The 15,497-nt window shown below is 70.6% G+C and carries 13 protein-coding genes; 10 read left to right on the forward strand and 3 right to left on the reverse strand.

Annotated elements, in window-relative coordinates; all coding sequences use genetic code 11:
* Window positions 1-43 precede the first annotated feature (43 nt).
* Entirely contained in the window at window positions 44-1,264 is a 1,221-nt protein-coding gene (gene trpB, locus EJK15_RS32400) for a tryptophan synthase subunit beta (RefSeq protein ID WP_138714280.1), read from the forward strand.
* The gene (gene trpA / locus EJK15_RS32405; protein ID WP_138714281.1) at window positions 1,261-2,064 is read left to right on the forward strand and encodes a tryptophan synthase subunit alpha; all 804 of its coding nucleotides are present in this window, start codon (window positions 1,261-1,263) and stop codon (window positions 2,062-2,064) included. Before trpB ends, trpA begins: the two co-directional genes overlap by 4 nt.
* 85 nt (window positions 2,065-2,149) lie before the next feature.
* Here the strand turns inward: trpA and EJK15_RS32410 are convergent, their stop codons facing one another.
* Window positions 2,150-2,944, reverse strand: a complete 795-nt coding sequence (locus EJK15_RS32410) for a GntR family transcriptional regulator (protein ID WP_138714282.1) — start codon at window positions 2,942-2,944, stop codon at window positions 2,150-2,152.
* 102 nt (window positions 2,945-3,046) lie between these two features.
* Here EJK15_RS32410 and EJK15_RS32415 point away from each other — a divergent pair, with 102 nt between their 5' ends.
* From EJK15_RS32415 to EJK15_RS32425, 3 genes are all read left to right on the forward strand, one after another.
* Complete coding sequence (locus EJK15_RS32415; protein WP_420847113.1) at window positions 3,047-4,273, forward strand: endonuclease/exonuclease/phosphatase family protein; 1,227 nt, start codon at window positions 3,047-3,049, stop codon at window positions 4,271-4,273.
* Between the two features lie 665 nt (window positions 4,274-4,938).
* Complete coding sequence (locus EJK15_RS32420) at window positions 4,939-6,123, forward strand: RNA-guided endonuclease InsQ/TnpB family protein (RefSeq protein WP_240777359.1); 1,185 nt, start codon at window positions 4,939-4,941, stop codon at window positions 6,121-6,123.
* 186 nt (window positions 6,124-6,309) lie between these two features.
* Complete coding sequence (locus tag EJK15_RS32425; RefSeq protein ID WP_240777360.1) at window positions 6,310-9,216, forward strand: M36 family metallopeptidase; 2,907 nt, start codon at window positions 6,310-6,312, stop codon at window positions 9,214-9,216.
* A gap of 127 nt (window positions 9,217-9,343) precedes the next feature.
* On the opposite strand, the gene EJK15_RS32430 is transcribed toward EJK15_RS32425, so the two are convergent.
* Both EJK15_RS32430 and EJK15_RS32435 read right to left on the reverse strand, forming a co-directional pair.
* Window positions 9,344-9,760 (reverse strand): hypothetical protein, encoded by a 417-nt coding sequence (locus tag EJK15_RS32430; RefSeq protein ID WP_138714284.1) that lies wholly within the window; start codon window positions 9,758-9,760, stop codon window positions 9,344-9,346.
* A gap of 131 nt (window positions 9,761-9,891) precedes the next feature.
* Complete coding sequence (locus EJK15_RS32435) at window positions 9,892-11,175, reverse strand: serine hydrolase domain-containing protein (RefSeq protein ID WP_240777361.1); 1,284 nt, start codon at window positions 11,173-11,175, stop codon at window positions 9,892-9,894.
* Window positions 11,176-11,354: 179 nt separating this feature from the next.
* On the opposite strand from EJK15_RS32435, the gene EJK15_RS32440 reads away from it, so the two are divergent.
* From EJK15_RS32440 to EJK15_RS32455, 5 genes are all read left to right on the forward strand, one after another.
* Window positions 11,355-12,389: a LacI family DNA-binding transcriptional regulator gene (locus EJK15_RS32440; protein ID WP_171074655.1), complete on the forward strand. Its 1,035-nt coding sequence runs from the start codon at window positions 11,355-11,357 to the stop codon at window positions 12,387-12,389.
* 175 nt (window positions 12,390-12,564) lie between these two features.
* A complete protein-coding gene (locus EJK15_RS71045) occupies window positions 12,565-12,702 on the forward strand; it encodes a hypothetical protein (RefSeq protein WP_171074656.1) in 138 nt (45 codons plus the stop codon).
* A 23-nt stretch (window positions 12,703-12,725) separates the two neighbouring features.
* Window positions 12,726-13,826 carry a Gfo/Idh/MocA family protein gene (locus EJK15_RS32445; RefSeq protein ID WP_138714286.1) on the forward strand — a complete coding sequence of 367 codons (1,101 nt, stop codon included), beginning with the start codon at window positions 12,726-12,728 and terminating at the stop codon, window positions 13,824-13,826.
* Window positions 13,823-14,728, forward strand: a complete 906-nt coding sequence (locus EJK15_RS32450) for a DUF6807 domain-containing protein (RefSeq protein ID WP_206061224.1) — start codon at window positions 13,823-13,825, stop codon at window positions 14,726-14,728. Before EJK15_RS32445 ends, EJK15_RS32450 begins: the two co-directional genes overlap by 4 nt.
* Window positions 14,725-15,441: a cupin domain-containing protein gene (locus tag EJK15_RS32455; protein ID WP_138714288.1), complete on the forward strand. Its 717-nt coding sequence runs from the start codon at window positions 14,725-14,727 to the stop codon at window positions 15,439-15,441. Before EJK15_RS32450 ends, EJK15_RS32455 begins: the two co-directional genes overlap by 4 nt.
* Window positions 15,442-15,497: the final 56 nt, after the last annotated feature.

Consider the following 15,497-nt stretch of genomic DNA (forward strand, 5'->3'; position numbering starts at 1 on the left):
CTACAACTGTTCTAGAAGACTAGAACTTAAGGGGTGGATCTCCATGACAGATCTCGAGCTTTCCCGGCGCGCAGGGCCGTACTTCGGCGGGTTCGGCGGGCGGTTCACTCCCGAGGCCCTGGTGGCCGCCCTGGACGAGCTGGAGATCGTCTACCAGAAGGCGCTCTCGGACGCGGAGTTCGTCGCCGCGCTCGACGCCCTGCACCGTACGTACACGGGCCGGCCGAGCCCGATCACCGAGGCCCCGAGGTTCGCCCGGCACGCCGGGAACGCCCGGATCCTGCTCAAGCGCGAGGACCTCAACCACACCGGCTCCCACAAGATCAACAATGTGCTGGGCCAGGCGCTCCTCACCGTGCGCATGGGCAAGAAGAGGGTCATCGCCGAGACGGGCGCCGGGCAGCACGGCGTGGCCACCGCCACGGCCGCAGCGCTGTTCGGCCTGGACGCCGTGGTCTACATGGGCGAGGTGGACATGAGGCGCCAGGCCCTGAACGTCGCCCGCATGCGCCTGCTCGGCGCCCAGGTCGTCCCCGTGACGTCCGGCTCGCGCACGCTCAAGGACGCCATGAACGAGGCCATGCGCGACTGGGTGACCAACGTCGAGCACACCCACTACCTGATCGGGTCCGTGGCCGGACCGCATCCGTTCCCGACGATGGTGCGCGAGTTCCAGCAGGTGATCGGCGTAGAGGCGCGTCAGCAGGTGCTGAGGCTGGCCGGACGCCTGCCCGACGTCGTCTGTGCCTGCGTCGGCGGCGGTTCGAACGCGATCGGCGTCTTCCACGCCTTCCTCGACGACCCTGGGGTCGGTCTGGTGGGGCTGGAGGCGGGCGGCGCCGGGATCGAGACGGGCAGGCACGCCGCGTCCGTCTCCGGCGGCTCGATCGGCATCCTGCACGGCAACCGTACGTTCGTCCTGCAGGACGCGCACGGCCAGACCCTGGAGAGCCACTCGATCTCCGCGGGGCTCGACTATCCGGGCGTCGGGCCGCAACACGCCTGGCTGCACGACATCGGCAGGGTTCGCTACGAGCCGGTCACCGACGCCGAGGCCATGGAGGCGTTCGCGCTGCTGTGCCGCACGGAAGGGATCATCCCGGCCATCGAGAGCGCCCACGCGCTGGCGGGCGCGATCAGGGAGGGCAGGCGGCTGGGGCCGGACGGGATCGTGCTCGTCAACCTCTCCGGCCGTGGCGACAAGGACATGGACACGGCGGCCCGCTACTTCGGGGTGCTGGACGAGAAGGGGAACGGCGCATGAGCGCGCGAACGGTCATCGAGCGAGCCGGGCGGGAAGGCCGCGCCGCGCTCATCGGGTACCTGCCGGTCGGCTTTCCCGACGTCGCCACGTCGGTGGCGGCGATGAAGGCCATGGTCGCCGGTGGCGTCGACGTCGTGGAGGTGGGGCTGCCCTACTCGGACCCCCTCATGGACGGCCCGCTCATCCAGCGGGCGACCGAGGCGGCGCTCGAGGGCGGTGTGACGCCGGCGGACGGGTTCACCGCCGTCCGGGAGCTGGCCGGGGTTCCCGCGCTCGTCATGACGTACTGGACGCTCGTCGACCGGTACGGGGTCGCCCGGTTCGCGGCGGACCTGGCGGCCGCGGGCGGCGCGGGGGCGATCACGCCCGACCTCATCCCCGACGAGGCGGCGGAGTGGCACGCGGCCGCCGACCGGCACGGGCTCGACCGCGTCCACCTGGTGGCGCCGACTTCGACGACGGAGCGGATGGCGCTGGCCGCACGCTCGTCGCGCGGCTTCCTGTACGCGGCCTCCCTCATGGGCGTCACGGGCGAGCGCGACCTGGTGAGCGCCGGGGCGAAGGACCTGGTCGCCCGCGCGAAAGAGGTCACGGGGCTGCCGGTCTGCGTCGGGCTCGGGGTCGGCAACGGCGCCCAGGCGGCCGAGATGGCGGGGTTCGCCGACGGCGTGATCGTCGGGTCGGCGTTCGTCCGCGCCCTCATGGACGCGCCCGACGCACCGGCGGGCTTGGCCGCGGTCGAGGCGGTGGCTCGAGAGCTGGCGGCAGGCGTCCGGAGGGGCTCGGCCGTCAGGGCGTAGGGACACGGCCGGCGTAGCTGGGGCTCGGCCGTCAAGGTGCAGGGATGCCGTCAAAGCGTAGGACGCGGCCGGCGTACCGTGCGGGTCAGCCGTCGATGCGGAGCGAGACGGCCGGCTCCGGCGCCTGCCGTCGGGTGGTGAAGACGATGTGGGCGGCGCACATGATCGCGCGGTCCGCCAGCACCGGCCGGTCCCGCACGTCATAGGTGACGCGCGTGCTCATGAGCGCGGCGTCCCCCGCCGGCCGGCGCAGCAGGGCCGCCTGCTCCTCCGACAGGACGACCGGCCTGATCGCCTCGCTCGCCCACGCCAGCGAGACCCCGCACCGCTCCTCGATCAGCCGGTAGAGCGGCGTCCGCTCCAGCTCGCCGGCCAGGGGCCCGTCGCCCAGGTCGAGGGGCACGTAGGACACCTGGTGGATCACGGGGGAGCCCTCGACGACGCGCAGCCGCTCGATGACCGTGACGTCGGCCTGCGGGGCGAGCGCCAGCTCCGCCCCCACCGGCGCGGGCGGCCGCGCGCGGTGCACGCCGAGCAGCACCGTCCGCAGGTCGATCCCCTGTCCGGCGAGATCCTCGGCGAGGCTGCCCAGGCTGTTGAGCTGGTAGGGGATCACGGTCCCCGCCACGAAGGTGCCGAGACCCTGCCGCTGCTCGATGCGCCCCTCCGCGCTGAGCCGCTGCAGCGCCTGGCGGACCGTCATCAGGCTGACGCCGTAGTAGTCGCTCAGCTCCCGCTGGGCGGGCAGCGGCTGGCCGGGCGCGAACTCGCCGCCGTCGATCTGGGCGAGCAGATCACGGTAGATGGCCTGATATTTCGGCTCACCCCCCTGAGACCCCGTGAGCCGCGGTCGCGGCTTTCCCGGAGGGAACGTCGGCATGTCTAACTCCCTGCTGAAACCCAAACCTTATCTTGGCGCACTGGCGTGCCCGCCGGCGGAATGCCATGATCCGGACCACGGTCCTGCCCAGCGAGGAGAGACATCGTGATCGTCCGTCGAGTTCTGGCCGTCGTCACCGCGGCGGCTCTCCTGCCCTTGATGCCGGGCGCGGCCGAGGCCACCGGCCGCGACACGCGGTTCGCCACCTTCAACGCCTCGCTCAACCGCAACGCCGAGGGGCAGCTCGTCGCCGACCTGTCCACGCCGGGCAACGCGCAGGCGAAGGTCATCGCCGAGATCATCCAGCGGACACGGCCCGACGTCCTGCTCATCAACGAGTTCGACTACGACGCCGAGGGCGCCGCCGCCCGCCTCTTCCAGGACAACTACCTGTCCATCGGGCAGGGCGGCGCGCGGGCGATCACCTATCCGCACCGGTACACCGCCCCCAGCAACACCGGCATCGCCTCCGGGTTCGACCTGAACAACAACGGCGCCGTGGTGACCACGCCGGGCGCGGCCGGGTACGGCGACGACGCGCTCGGCTTCGGGGCCTTCCCCGGGCAGTACGGCATGGTGGTCTACTCCAAGTATCCGATCGACGTACGCGGTGTCCGCACGTTCCAGAAGTTCCTGTGGAAGGACATGCCCGGCGCCGTCCTGCCGGACGACCCGGCGACGCCGGAGCCCGCCGACTGGTACTCGGCGGAGGAGCGGCAGGTGTTCCGCCTGTCCTCCAAGAGCCATTGGGACCTGCCGGTCCGCGTCGGGCACCGTACCGTGCACTTCCTGGTCAGCCACCCCACGCCGCCCACCTTCGACGGCGCCGAGGACCGCAACGGCCGCCGCAACCACGACGAGATCAGGCTGTGGGCCGACTACACGCATCCGGGCCGCGGCGGCTACATCTACGACGACCGCGGCCGGCGCGGCGGCCTCCCGCCCGGCGAGCCCTTCGTGATCGCCGGCGACCAGAACGCCGACCCCAGCGACGGGGACAGCTACCAGGACGCCATTCACCAGCTCCTCGACCACCCACGGATCGACGGCGGATTCGCGCCGTCGAGCGCGGGCGCGACGGAGGCCACCACCTTGCAGGGCGGCGCGAATGCCACTCACAAGGGCGACCCGAAGTACGACACGGCTGATTTCGCGGACACGGCGCCCGGAAATCTCCGCGCGGATTACGTGCTCCCGGCCAAGCGGCTGAAGGCGACGGGCGGCGGCGTCTTCTGGCCGGTGTCGAGCGACCCGCTGTCCCGGCTCACCGGCGTGTTCCCGTTCCCGAGCTCCGACCACCGGCTCGTGTGGCTGGACGTCAAGCCGTAAGAGATCGGGTCCGTACCCGCGCCCGACCCGATGTACCTTCGCCGAGCTGTGGACGGCGCTGATCTGCTTCGCGTAGGGCGTCGCCGCCCGGCGGGCCGAGCTGGGGCTGCGGGCCGCGCGCCGAATCCGGCCTGGTGACCTGGAGAGCATCGCGTACGGTCGTCACCTGATCGACGTGGCGCACCCCACCTCGATGCCTGGCACCGCCAGGCGGCTACTGAGCGGCTGCTGGACGCGCGAGCAGTCGCGCGTCTGGTTCCGGCATCAGGCCGTCGCACGCAACCTGGTCGAAAGCATCCGCGATGAGGAGACGCGCCCATCGCCCACAGTGCGGTCGCTGGCGAGAGCAGCGCGCCACACATCTCCAAGAACGACCTCAAGGAGTGGGACGCCGCAAGGCTGCCGACGCCCGCCTCTGGTACGTGCAGCACGTGTGTGGGCTGACGGCCGCGATGAGCGACGCCGAGGAAAGGGCGCATAGACCCACCCCGCCCGACGCTTGGAGGGGCTCCCCGGGCGGGGGTGCATACGGCGTCCTCGGAGGGCATTTCGTGTACCCGGGAACGCCTGCTTCAGCCAGCGGGGGGAACCGCGTCCCTCCCTTCGGATTCTGTCGGTGTCTGTCGATAGCGTGGTGATCTCGTTACTAAGCGTGGGAGGTGGGTGTGCGCCGGTCGTTCAAGTTCCTGCTGCGCCCCACCAGCAAACAGGCCACCGCGCTCACACAGTGCCTGGAGGACCACCGCCAGCTCTACAACGCCGCGCTGGAGCACCGCCGCACCGCCTACCGCAAGGCAGGCGTCACCATCCGCTACGCCGACCAGTCCGCCGAGTTGAAGCACATCCGCGCCGACGACCCCGGCGGGCAGGGCCGGTGGTCTTTCTCCTCCCAGCAGGCCACACTGCGCCGGCTGGACAAGGCGTTCACCGCGTTCTTCACACGGATCCGCTCTGGTCGGGCGGCTGGCTTCCCGCGTTTCAAGGGGCGCGGGTGGTTCGACACCGTGCAGTGGCCCAAAGACGGCGACGGCTGCCGCTGGAACTCCCAGCCCGAACATCCGTCCGCTACGTTCATGCGGCTGCAGGGCATCGGGCACGTGCGCGTCCACCAGCACCGCCCGGTGCGCGGCCGGATCAAGACGATCAGCATCAAGCGGGAGGGCTCGCGCTGGTACGTCGTGCTGTCGTGCCAGGACGTTGCCGCCGAGCCACTGGCGGCGAGTGGCGCTGTGGCCGGGATCGACCTGGGCATCGCGTCGCTGGTCACCACCAGCGACGGCGGGCAGGTGGCCAACCCGCGCCACCTGGCGGCGATCGCCGATCGGCTCGCCGCCGCGCAACACGATCTCGCCCGTAAGAAGCGCGGATCCAAGCGGCGGCGCAAAGCCGTCGTCCGGGTGGCCGCGCTGCACGCGAAGGTTCGGCGGCAACGGCTGGATGGCGCGCACAAGGCGGCGCTGGCGCTGGTGCGTGCCTACGACGTGATCGTGCACGAGGATCTGCGCATCGTGAACATGACCCGCTCGGCGTCCGGCACGATCGACGCGCCGGGCCGTAACGTTGCGGCGAAGGCCGGACTGAACCGTTCGATCCTGGATGCGGGATGGGGGGTGTTCCTGCAGATCCTGTCGCACAAGGCTGAAAGCGCCGGTCGAGAGCTGATCGCAGTGAATCCCGCCAACACCTCTCGCACGTGTGCCCAGTGCGGGCACTGCGCGAAGGAGAACCGCCTAACACAAGCCGAGTTCCGGTGTATGGCATGCGGCCACGTGGCGCACGCCGATGTCAACGCGGCGATCAATATCTTGAGGGCAGGGCTTGCCCTTCGCCAGGCTGCGGAAGCGGCTTAGCGAGAAGCCGCTTCCTTCAGGGAGTGGAGGAGTCACGTAAGGGATGGTCGCTGAGAACGACTCTTCGTGTCAGCCGATGCGCCGGCCACTTGTCCCGCACTTAGATCTTGTCAGGCAGTCAATGCGGTGTTACCTCTTGCGGAGGACGCGCGTGATCCGCGCGTCCCTTTCACGCAGGAGGAATCGTTGTCGACAAAGTCCTGGTTACGCAGCAGCACCCTCGTCGCCCTCGCGCTGGTCGCGTCGGCTCTCGCCCCCACCGGGGCCGCCCGGGGCGAACCCGGCGGGCAGTCCCAGGTGGTCCACGACTTCCAGGGGGAGGAGCACGGCAAGCCCGACCTGGACAACCGGCGCGGACAGGTTCCGCCGCCGCCCGGCGCCGACGCGCGCAGGGCGGGCCCCGCCGCCGAGATCCGCTGGAACGCTCTCGGCACCCCGGCCGCCGTCGTCAGCGCCGAGCCGCTGGCCGAGGGCCTGGGCTCCGATCCCGAGCAGGCCGCGCGGGCCTACCTCAAGAACAACGAGAGCGTCTTCGGCCTGCCGGCCGAGGCGGTCGACGCGCTGGAGCGGGTCGCGGTCAACCCCATCGGCGCCGGCCACGCCGTGCTGCTGCGGCAGCGGTTCGGCGACCTGCCGGCCGGGGTGGACGGGCTCGTCGCGATCGGCGTGGTGGACGGTACGGTCCGGCACGTCACGTCCACGCTCTCGCGCGACACTAAGGCCCCCCCGGCCGCCGCGATCACCGCGCAGCAGGCGATGGAGATCGCGGCCAGGGACGGCGGCATCGACCTGGCCACGGCGGCCACCAAGCAGGCCACCCCGGTCGCGGTGCCCGCGCCGGACGGGGTGCACAACGCGTACCAGGTCGTCCTGATCGGCGGTGGGGACGGTGAAGCGGCGGCGTACACGACGCACGTGGACGCGGTCAGCGGCGCGATCCTGGTACGGGAGAACCTGGTCGACCACCACGCCGACCCGGACGACCCGCACTGGTCGGCCTTCCCGGCGAACCCGCGTGACGACTACTCCTCCGCCGACACCCGTCAGACCTGGTGCTACAAGGCGGGCCCCGGCTGCGACTACGTGAGCGGCGGGGACCCGGCGACCGGCAAGGCGTGGGACGTCGACCACGTCACCGGCGAGCCGACGAACACCAGCCTCGGCAACGCGGCCCGCACGTTCGAGAACCGGGCCAGCGGCGACCCGTTCACCGTCGGCACCCGGTCCAACGTGCCGACGCCGAGCCGGAACTACACCTACCCGTGGCTCAACACCTGGTACAACGCCAAGTGCGACCCGGCCGTCTTCGACCAGCCGGGTGAGAACGACCTCGAGCCCGCGATCGCCAACCTGAACGCCATGCACAACCGCATGCACGACTGGTCCTACCGGCTCGGCTTCACCGAGACCGCCTGGAACATGCAGGCCGACAACGGCGACCGGGGCGGGCTCGGAAACGACCCCGAGCAGGGCAACGCGCAGGCGGGCGCGCGCATCCTGTCCGTACGCGACAACGCCAACCAGATCACCGGGCCGGACGGGGTCGCGCCGATCACGAACATGTACCTGTGGCAGCCGATCGCCGGCGCGTTCTACGCCCCCTGCGTGGACGGCGACTACGACATGTCGGTCATCGGCCACGAGTACACCCACGCGATCTCCGGCCGCATGATCGCCGGCCCGACCGCCGGGTGGAGCGGCGCGCAGGCCGGCGCCATGAACGAGAGCACCTCCGACCTGTTCGCGATGGAGTACCTCTTCGAGTACGGTTTCCGCCCCTCCGGCGCGACCCCGTACGTCACCGGCGGCTACGTGACGGGCGACAAGTCACGCGGCATCAGGAACTACGACATGTCGAAGTCGCCGCTCAACTACAGCGACGTCGCCTACGACCTCGTCGGCCAGCAGGTCCACGCGGACGGCGAGATCTGGTCGGCCACGCAGTTCGACGTGCGGGCGGCCTTCATCAAGCGGTACGGCGACGGCACGGCCAAGCAGCAGCGGTCCTGCGCCGACGGGCAGACGCCGGTCGAGAAATGCCCGGGCAACCGGCAGTGGGCGCAGCTGTCGTTCGACGCCCTGCTGCTGATGGCCTCGGGCGCGGTCACGTACGTCGACCATCGCGACGCGCTGCTGGCGGCCGACGCGATGCGCTTCGGCGGCAAGAACCAGGACATCATGTGGCGCGCGTTCGCCGAGCACGGCCTGGGCAAGGGCGCGGCCAGCACCGGGCCGAACGACCAGGACCCGACGCCGAGCTTCGTCAACCCGGCGGGCAAGAACGGCTCGCTGCAGCTCAAGCCCCTGGGTGAGGCCAAGGACGCGGCGCTGCGGCTGTACGCGGGCGACTACGAGGGCCGCGTGGTGCCGGTCGCCGACACCGACCCGGCCACGCCGCTCGGCGACACCGCGGAGATGACGCCCGGCGTCTACGACTTCGTGGTCGCCGGCAGCGGGTTCGGGCACAAGCGGCTGAAGTTCGCGGTGCTCCCGGGCTTGAAGCTGCCGCTTCCGGTGCTGTTGCCCCGCAACCACGCCTCGGCGGCGAGCGGAGCGGCGGCGTCCGGCGACGGCGTCAACCAGGCCAAGCTGATCGACGAGACGGAGGCCACCAACTGGGCCTCGCTCACCGGGCCCCCGGCCGGCAAGTCGGTCGTCGTGGATCTGGCGGGCGACGCCCCGGTCAAGGTCGGACGGGTGCAGGTGAGCGCGATGCTCAGGCCCAACGTCAACGACCCGGCCGACCCCGGCGCGCAGAACCGCTTCTCCAGCCTGAGTGCCTTCGAGGTGCTGGCGTGCAGCTCCGGCTGCGCCGACCCGGCGAACTTCAAGAAGATCTACACCAGCCCGGCGGACGCGTTCAAGACGGCGCTGCCGCGGCCCAGGGGCGCCGACATGATCTTCAAGTCGTTCGACGTGCGGAACACCAGTGCCACGCATCTGATGCTCCGCGTGGTCAGCAGCCAGTGCACGGGCAACCCGCTGTACGCGGGGGAGCAGGACAACGATCCGAACTCCGCGACGGACTGTGCCACGGCCAGCGCGACGCGGGACCAGGTCAGGGCGGCCGAGTTCCAGGCGTTCTCGTTCTGATCTCGTTTCAGGGAGGTACGGGTCCGCCGTCGCGTGGGCCCGTACCTCTTGCTCCATAACTCGCGCACGCGAATGCCGAGGCCCGGCGGGGTGATCGCCGGGCCTCGGTGCGTGCTGATCTGAAGGTCTAGTAGATGCGGTACTTACGGCCGCAGTTGTCGAACTTGCCCTCCCAGCAGGTGAAGGTGTAGACCTTCTTGATCCCCCGGCCGCTCCAGGCGCCGACGACCTTGCCGTCCCAGGACTTGTTGAACTTGTGCCAGCTGCCGTTCTGGTAGAACTCGAACCACACCCAGGCCTTCTTGCCGCCGACCTTGTCCACGCCGTACCACTTCGTGTAGACCTTGCCGCCCTGCTTCCAGGTCTTGCCGTACGTGTACGCCTTGCCGTCGCTGGAGAAGAACTTGCCCCACTTGACGGTCGTGGTGGTCGACTGGGTGGCCGCGGTCGCCGTCTGCGTGGCGGCCTGGGCGGCCGGGGTGAGGGCGAGGCCGGTGACCGCCATGGAGCCGGCGAGAGTCGCTAGGGCAAGGGTCTTACGCATTGGGTTGCTCCCCGTATTGATCCCGTTTCGGTGCGCCGGGTTCGTCCGGCAGAAGGGACATTACGGAGACCTGGATGGATCATCTGTGGAGAAATCCTCACCCGGAGGGTGATCAGCGACACAGGCGTCTGTCAGCGCTTGACCGACAGTTCCTTGTCCGCCGGGAAGGGGACGAACGGCGCCTGGGACGCCTTCGCGGTGGCGGCGCTCTGCCCGCACACCGCCAGCATCAGGTGGTCGCCCAGCGCGAAGTCGATCGGGCTGAGCTCGATGTTGCCGTTCTCGTCGATGGTCTGGTACTTCGCCCTGTTGATCCCGAACGACACCTGCCGGCTGCCGTCCGGGCTGGACAGCGACTGCGTGATCATGCCGAAGACGCCGCCGTCGTGTCCCCAGAACCGGCCGCACGGCAGGTCGACCGAGTAGATGCCGAGGCCGTAGTCGATCTGGCCCCCGCCCGCCAGCACGACCACCGTCTTCTGCATCTCGGTGAGCTGCGCCGCGCCGACCAGCCCGCCGCGCAGGAGCACCCGGTAGAACCGGTTGAGGTCGTCCATGGTGGACGTGACGGCCCCCGCCGTGCCCGCCCACGACATGTTGTAGACGCTGTAGTCGCGCGGCGGGTCGATCAGCCCGAACATCGACTCGTACGCCTTGGAGTGCGGCCCCGGGATGAGCGGCGTGCGCGGGAACGACGTGTGCCGCAGGCCCGCCTTACGGATCACGTTCCGGGTGATGTAGGCCTCGGCGTTCTTGCCCGTCACCTTCTCCAGTAGCAGGCCCGCGAGTATGTAGTTGGTGTTCGAGTACGAGCCGGGTATCGCCCCCGGTTCGCCGGTCGGGGTCGCGCCGAGGCCCAGTTCGGCCAGCTCTTCCGGGGCGAACGTACGGAAGCGGTTGTCGTCCAGGCTCTTGGCCGAGCCCTCCAGCAGCGAGGGGAAGGCCGGGCCGATGTAGTCGGCGATGTGGCTGGTGTGGTTGAGCAGCATGCGCACGGTGATCTTCTGGCCGCGCTCGCCGGGGATCAGGCCCGGCAGGTAGCGGCCCACCGGGGCGTCCAGCTCGATGGCGCCGCGCTCCACCTGCTGAAGGATGGCCACGGACGTGAAGGTCTTGGTGATGCTGCCGATCCGGTGGACCATGTCCGCCCGCACCGGGCGGCGCGTGTCCACATCTGCTAAGCCGGACGCGCCCCGCCACGTCCGGTCTCCGTAGTCGACGTCCGAGTAGATGCCGTACATCCCGGCCTCGTGTACGGCGTCCAGGGACTTCTGCAGCGCCTGCCGGTCGAGCCCTCCGGGGGTCGAGGCGGCGGCCGTACCGGGGGCTGCCAGAGTTCCTGCCGCGAGCAGCGCGCCCATCGCGGTAGCGACGGCGATCCGTCGGCCGCTCTGTGTGAATCGGCGAGAGGTCATGGTCGTCAGCATGATCTGAGCAGGGGTGGTGGGGTTAGTCCGCGATGTCACTGGCTCCATATGACAGGCGTCATGCCCGACGTATGACGGATCTCGTGGCCGCTGCCCAGCGGCGGCCGGTTACCGGGAATGGGTACTCTTCACTACCGGTCTGTTCGCCCTCGGAAAGGACACCGCACATGCCCCACGCGGCGCGGCCCACGGTCACGCTGCACGACGTGGCCGCGGCGGCCGGGGTCTCCGTCTCCACGGCGTCCCGGGTTCTGGGCGGCAGTGACCGGAAGGTGGCGCCCGAGTACGAAGCCCGCGTGCTGGCCGCGGCGACGGCGCTGCGGTACACGGTGGACGCCTCGGCCCGGGCGATGCGCCGGGCGAGCGACTCGATCGCGCTCGTGGCCGACGACCTCACGACGCCGTCCATGGGCATGGTCGTGGCCGCGATGGAGCGCGAGGCGCGTACCGCCGGGGCCTTCGTCACCGTGTCCGCCACCATGGGCGCGCACGAACGGCAGTTGGAGACCGTCCGGCTGCTGCGGGCGTTGCGGCCGCGTGCGCTCGTGCTGACCTCCAGCCGGTTCATGGCGAACGCGCTCGGCGGGCGGTTGCTCAAAGAGCTGGCCGCGTACGAAAGAGAGGGCGGCCGGGTCGTGATCGTCGGCGTGACGGACATGGATTTCGACGCCATCGGGTTCGACGATTACGGTGCGGGGCGGGCGGCCGGGGCCTTTCTCGCGGAGACGGGACATCGGCGGGTGGCGATATTCGCCGGGGTCAGGGAACTGCGGACCGTGTCCGATCGTACGGCGGGCTTCGTCGATGGATTGCTGGCCGGTGGCGTTGAGGAGCGGGATATCCGCACGGTTCACTGCGAGGTCAGCCGGCAAGGTGGATTCGACGCGGCGCGGCGGCTGGCCGATGAGGGAATGGATGGCCGGCAGGCGGTTCTCGCCCTCAACGACATCGTCGCCATTGGCGCCATGTCGGGTTTCCGGGCCGCTGGGATAAACGTTCCCGAGGACGTTTCCGTGACGGGGATCGACGATATTCCGCTCGCCGGTGACGTGACGCCGCGATTGACGACCGTGGCGCTTCCGCTGGCGCACGCGGGGGCGGAGGCGATCCGTTTCGCGCTCGGGAACGCCGGCGAGCCGAGACGGCTGATCGTCGAGGGACAGCTGATCGTCCGCGACAGCACCCGCCCGCGCCTCACTTGACGACATCCGCCCTCCGGTGGCGCGCCGACCGGCGCCGAGGTGGGCGCCTCCCGGCAACACTCTTGACGCTCGCGTAACAGGCATGCAAACTACGGAATACGTTTTCCCAACCCGGGCGGACCCCCTCTCCCGGTAACAGGAGGTCACGAATGATCGCCTCGAGGAGGCCCCCAGAGTGACCCCGAACGGCGCCAGTAACCTCGAGTCGATAATCAAGCGGCACACCGAAGAGGTGCTGTTCGACCGGCAGACCCCCGAACAGGCCGCCGAGTCGTTCATCAAGGAACCGCAGGCCGAGATCGACGGCGCCTGACCCTTCCACCCAGGAGTTATGACTTGTCTCAACGGAACTACCGGGCCGCGATCGTCGGCACCGGTGGGATCGCCACCGCCCATGCCCGCGCCATCGCCGACTCCGGCGGCAGGGCGTCCCTCGTCGCCGTGGCCGACGTGGACCTCGGCCGGGCCAAGGAGTTCGCGGAGACGTGGAACGTCCCCGGCGCCCACGCCGGCCTGGCCGAGCTGCTGCGGGAGGAGCAGGTGGACGTCGTCCACCTGTGCACCCCGCCGCGGCTGCACGCGCCGCAGGCCGTCGAATGCCTGGAGGCGGGGGTGACGGCGCTGGTGGAGAAGCCGCCGACGCTCTCCCTGGCCGAGTTCGACACCCTGATCGAGGCGGAGCGCCGCTCGACGGCGCACGTCGCGACCGTCCTGCAGCACCGCTTCGGCACGGGCGCGCTGCGCCTGCGCCGCCTCCAGGACGCCGGCGCCCTGGGCCGCCCGCTGCTGGCGACCTGCGTCACCCAGTGGTACCGCGACGAGGCCTACTACGCGGTCCCGTGGCGCGGCACCTGGGCGTCCGAGGGCGGCGGCCCGACGATGGGACACGGCATCCACCAGTTCGACCTGCTCTTTTCTGTCCTCGGGCCGTGGCGGGAGGTGACGGCGGTGGCCGCCCGCCAGGCCCGCCCCGTGGACACCGAGGACGTGTCGATGGCGCTGGTGACGTTCGAGAGCGGCGCCGTCGCCACCGTCGTGAACTCGGTGGTGTCGCCGCGGCAGACCTCCGAGCTGCGGTTCGACTACGAGCACGCCACGGTCGAGGTGGAGCACCTGTACGGCTACACCGACGACGACTGGACGATCACCCCGGCGCCTGGGCACGAGAAAGTGTCGGACCTGTGGGCGCAGGGGCACAGCACCGTGCCGAGCGGCCACGACGGCTGGCTCGCCGCCGTGCTCGACGCCCTCGACCAGGGCCAGGCGCCCCCGGTGACCGCCGGGGACGCCAGGCGGACGATGGAGTTCATCGCCGCCCTGTACGCCTCCGCCTTCACCGGCGAGCGCGTGCGAAGTGGACAGATCACTGCCGACAGCCCGTTCGCCCAGACGATGGAGGGCATGGGCGCCCCATGGGAAAAGGTGAGAGACAAGTGACCCTGCAGGCCAACCACGCACTCGGCCGGTCGGTCACCGTGTCGGCGGGCGACGTCGAGCTGTTCAGCTACGTCTACAGCCCGGACACGCCTGTGCTGGAGTCGCCGAAGCCGTACCTGCACCCGATCCGCACCGTCGGCGGCCGGCTGGTGTCGCTGTTCCGGCCGCACGACCACGTCTGGCACAAGGGCATCGCCTGGTCGCTGCCGCACGTGGGGGAGCACAACTTCTGGGGCGGGCCGACGTACGTGCACGGCAAGTTCTACGTGCAGCTGGAGAACAACGGCAGCGCCACGCACCGCGAGATGACCACGCTGACCGCCGAGGGCGACCGCGTCGAGATCGGGCACACGCTCGACTGGACCTCGCAGGCCGGCGCCCCGGTCATCGAGGAGCGCCGCTCCCTGGCCGCGACCGTCCTGGACGGGGCGACCTGGGCGCTGGTGTTCGACACGGCCATGACGAACGTGTCGGGCGGCACGCTCGACTTCGGCTCCCCGACCACGAAGGGCCGCGAGAACGCCGGCTACGGCGGCCTGTTCTGGCGCGGCCCCAGGTCGTTTACCGGGGGCGTCATCCAGTCGCCTGCCGGCGCGGGCGGCGACGAGCTGCGCGGCACGCGGGCGGAGTGGTTCGGCTTCCGCGGCAGGCACGACGAGACCGGCGACCACTCGACGGTCGTCATGGTCGACGACGCCGCGAACCCGCAGCACCCGCCGCAGTGGTTCGCGCGCAGCGAGGACTTCGCCTGCCTGTGCCCGGCGCCGTTCTTCAGCGAGGAGGTGCCGCTGCCGGACGGTGAGACGCTCCGCTTCCGGTACGCGGTCGTGATCGCCGACGGCGACCGCGGCGAGGACGGCACGGCGCTGCTGGCCAAGCAGGGACGGGCGGCGCTGGCATGACGTTCCCCGGCGGCACGTCGGTCAGCCGGCTGACCGTCTACACGGGGGCGTGCGCCGACGGCCTCGAGGGCGGCACGCCGCACCTGCACACCGCCTCCACCGAGGCGTACGTCGTCGTCGGCGGGCGCGGCGCGCTGCAGACCCTGGACGCGAGCGGCTTCAGGGAGATCGAGCTGACCGCCGGCTCGACCGTGTGGTTCACGCCGGGCACCATCCACCGCGCGATCAACCGCGGCGGCCTGGAGGTCGTGGTCGTCATGTCGAACGCCGGGCTGCCGGAGGCAGGGGACGCGGTCATGACGTTCCCGCCCGAGATCGTGGCCGACCCCGAGCGCTACCGGGCGGCCGCGACCCTGCCGATCAAGGGGCCCGTCGTGGACATCGAGGAGGCCGTCGTCCGGCGGCGCGAGCTGGCCGTGGAGGGGTTCCTGCGGATAGCGGACGCGCTGCGTGACGGCGACACGGGCCCGCTCGAGCGCCTCTACGACAGTGCCGTCGCGCTCGTACGGCCCAAGGCGGCGGGCTGGCGCGACATCTGGGAGGGCACGGTCGCCCAGGAGACCCGCCGTACCGCCGAGATCCTCGACGCCCTCGGCCGCGGCGACGGCGCCCATCTGATGCGGTCCGCGCTGATGGAGAGCCCGCAGGAAGAGCGGTGGGGTATGTGCGGCCACCTGCGCGCCCACGACGTCGCCCACCCCATCGTGCACTGATCGGCCTTCACACCCCCCACCTAGGAGCGCGGCGATGCCCCTTGTCCGCCCGATCA

Origin of the sequence: Nonomuraea basaltis (assembly GCF_005893125.1) — a bacterium.
Classification (GTDB): domain Bacteria; phylum Actinomycetota; class Actinomycetes; order Streptosporangiales; family Streptosporangiaceae; genus Nonomuraea; species Nonomuraea basaltis.

Coding starts and splice junctions, on each gene's coding strand:
- trpB (WP_138714280.1), top strand. CDS start 44: ATGACAGATCTCGAGCTTTCCCGGCGCGCAGGGCCGTACTTCGGCGGG.
- trpA (WP_138714281.1), top strand. CDS start 1,261: ATGAGCGCGCGAACGGTCATCGAGCGAGCCGGGCGGGAAGGCCGCGCC.
- EJK15_RS32410 (WP_138714282.1), bottom strand. CDS start 2,944: ATGCCGACGTTCCCTCCGGGAAAGCCGCGACCGCGGCTCACGGGGTCT.
- EJK15_RS32430 (WP_138714284.1), bottom strand. CDS start 9,760: ATGCGTAAGACCCTTGCCCTAGCGACTCTCGCCGGCTCCATGGCGGTC.
- EJK15_RS32435 (WP_240777361.1), bottom strand. CDS start 11,175: ATGACCTCTCGCCGATTCACACAGAGCGGCCGACGGATCGCCGTCGCT.
- EJK15_RS32440 (WP_171074655.1), top strand. CDS start 11,355: ATGCCCCACGCGGCGCGGCCCACGGTCACGCTGCACGACGTGGCCGCG.
- EJK15_RS32455 (WP_138714288.1), top strand. CDS start 14,725: ATGACGTTCCCCGGCGGCACGTCGGTCAGCCGGCTGACCGTCTACACG.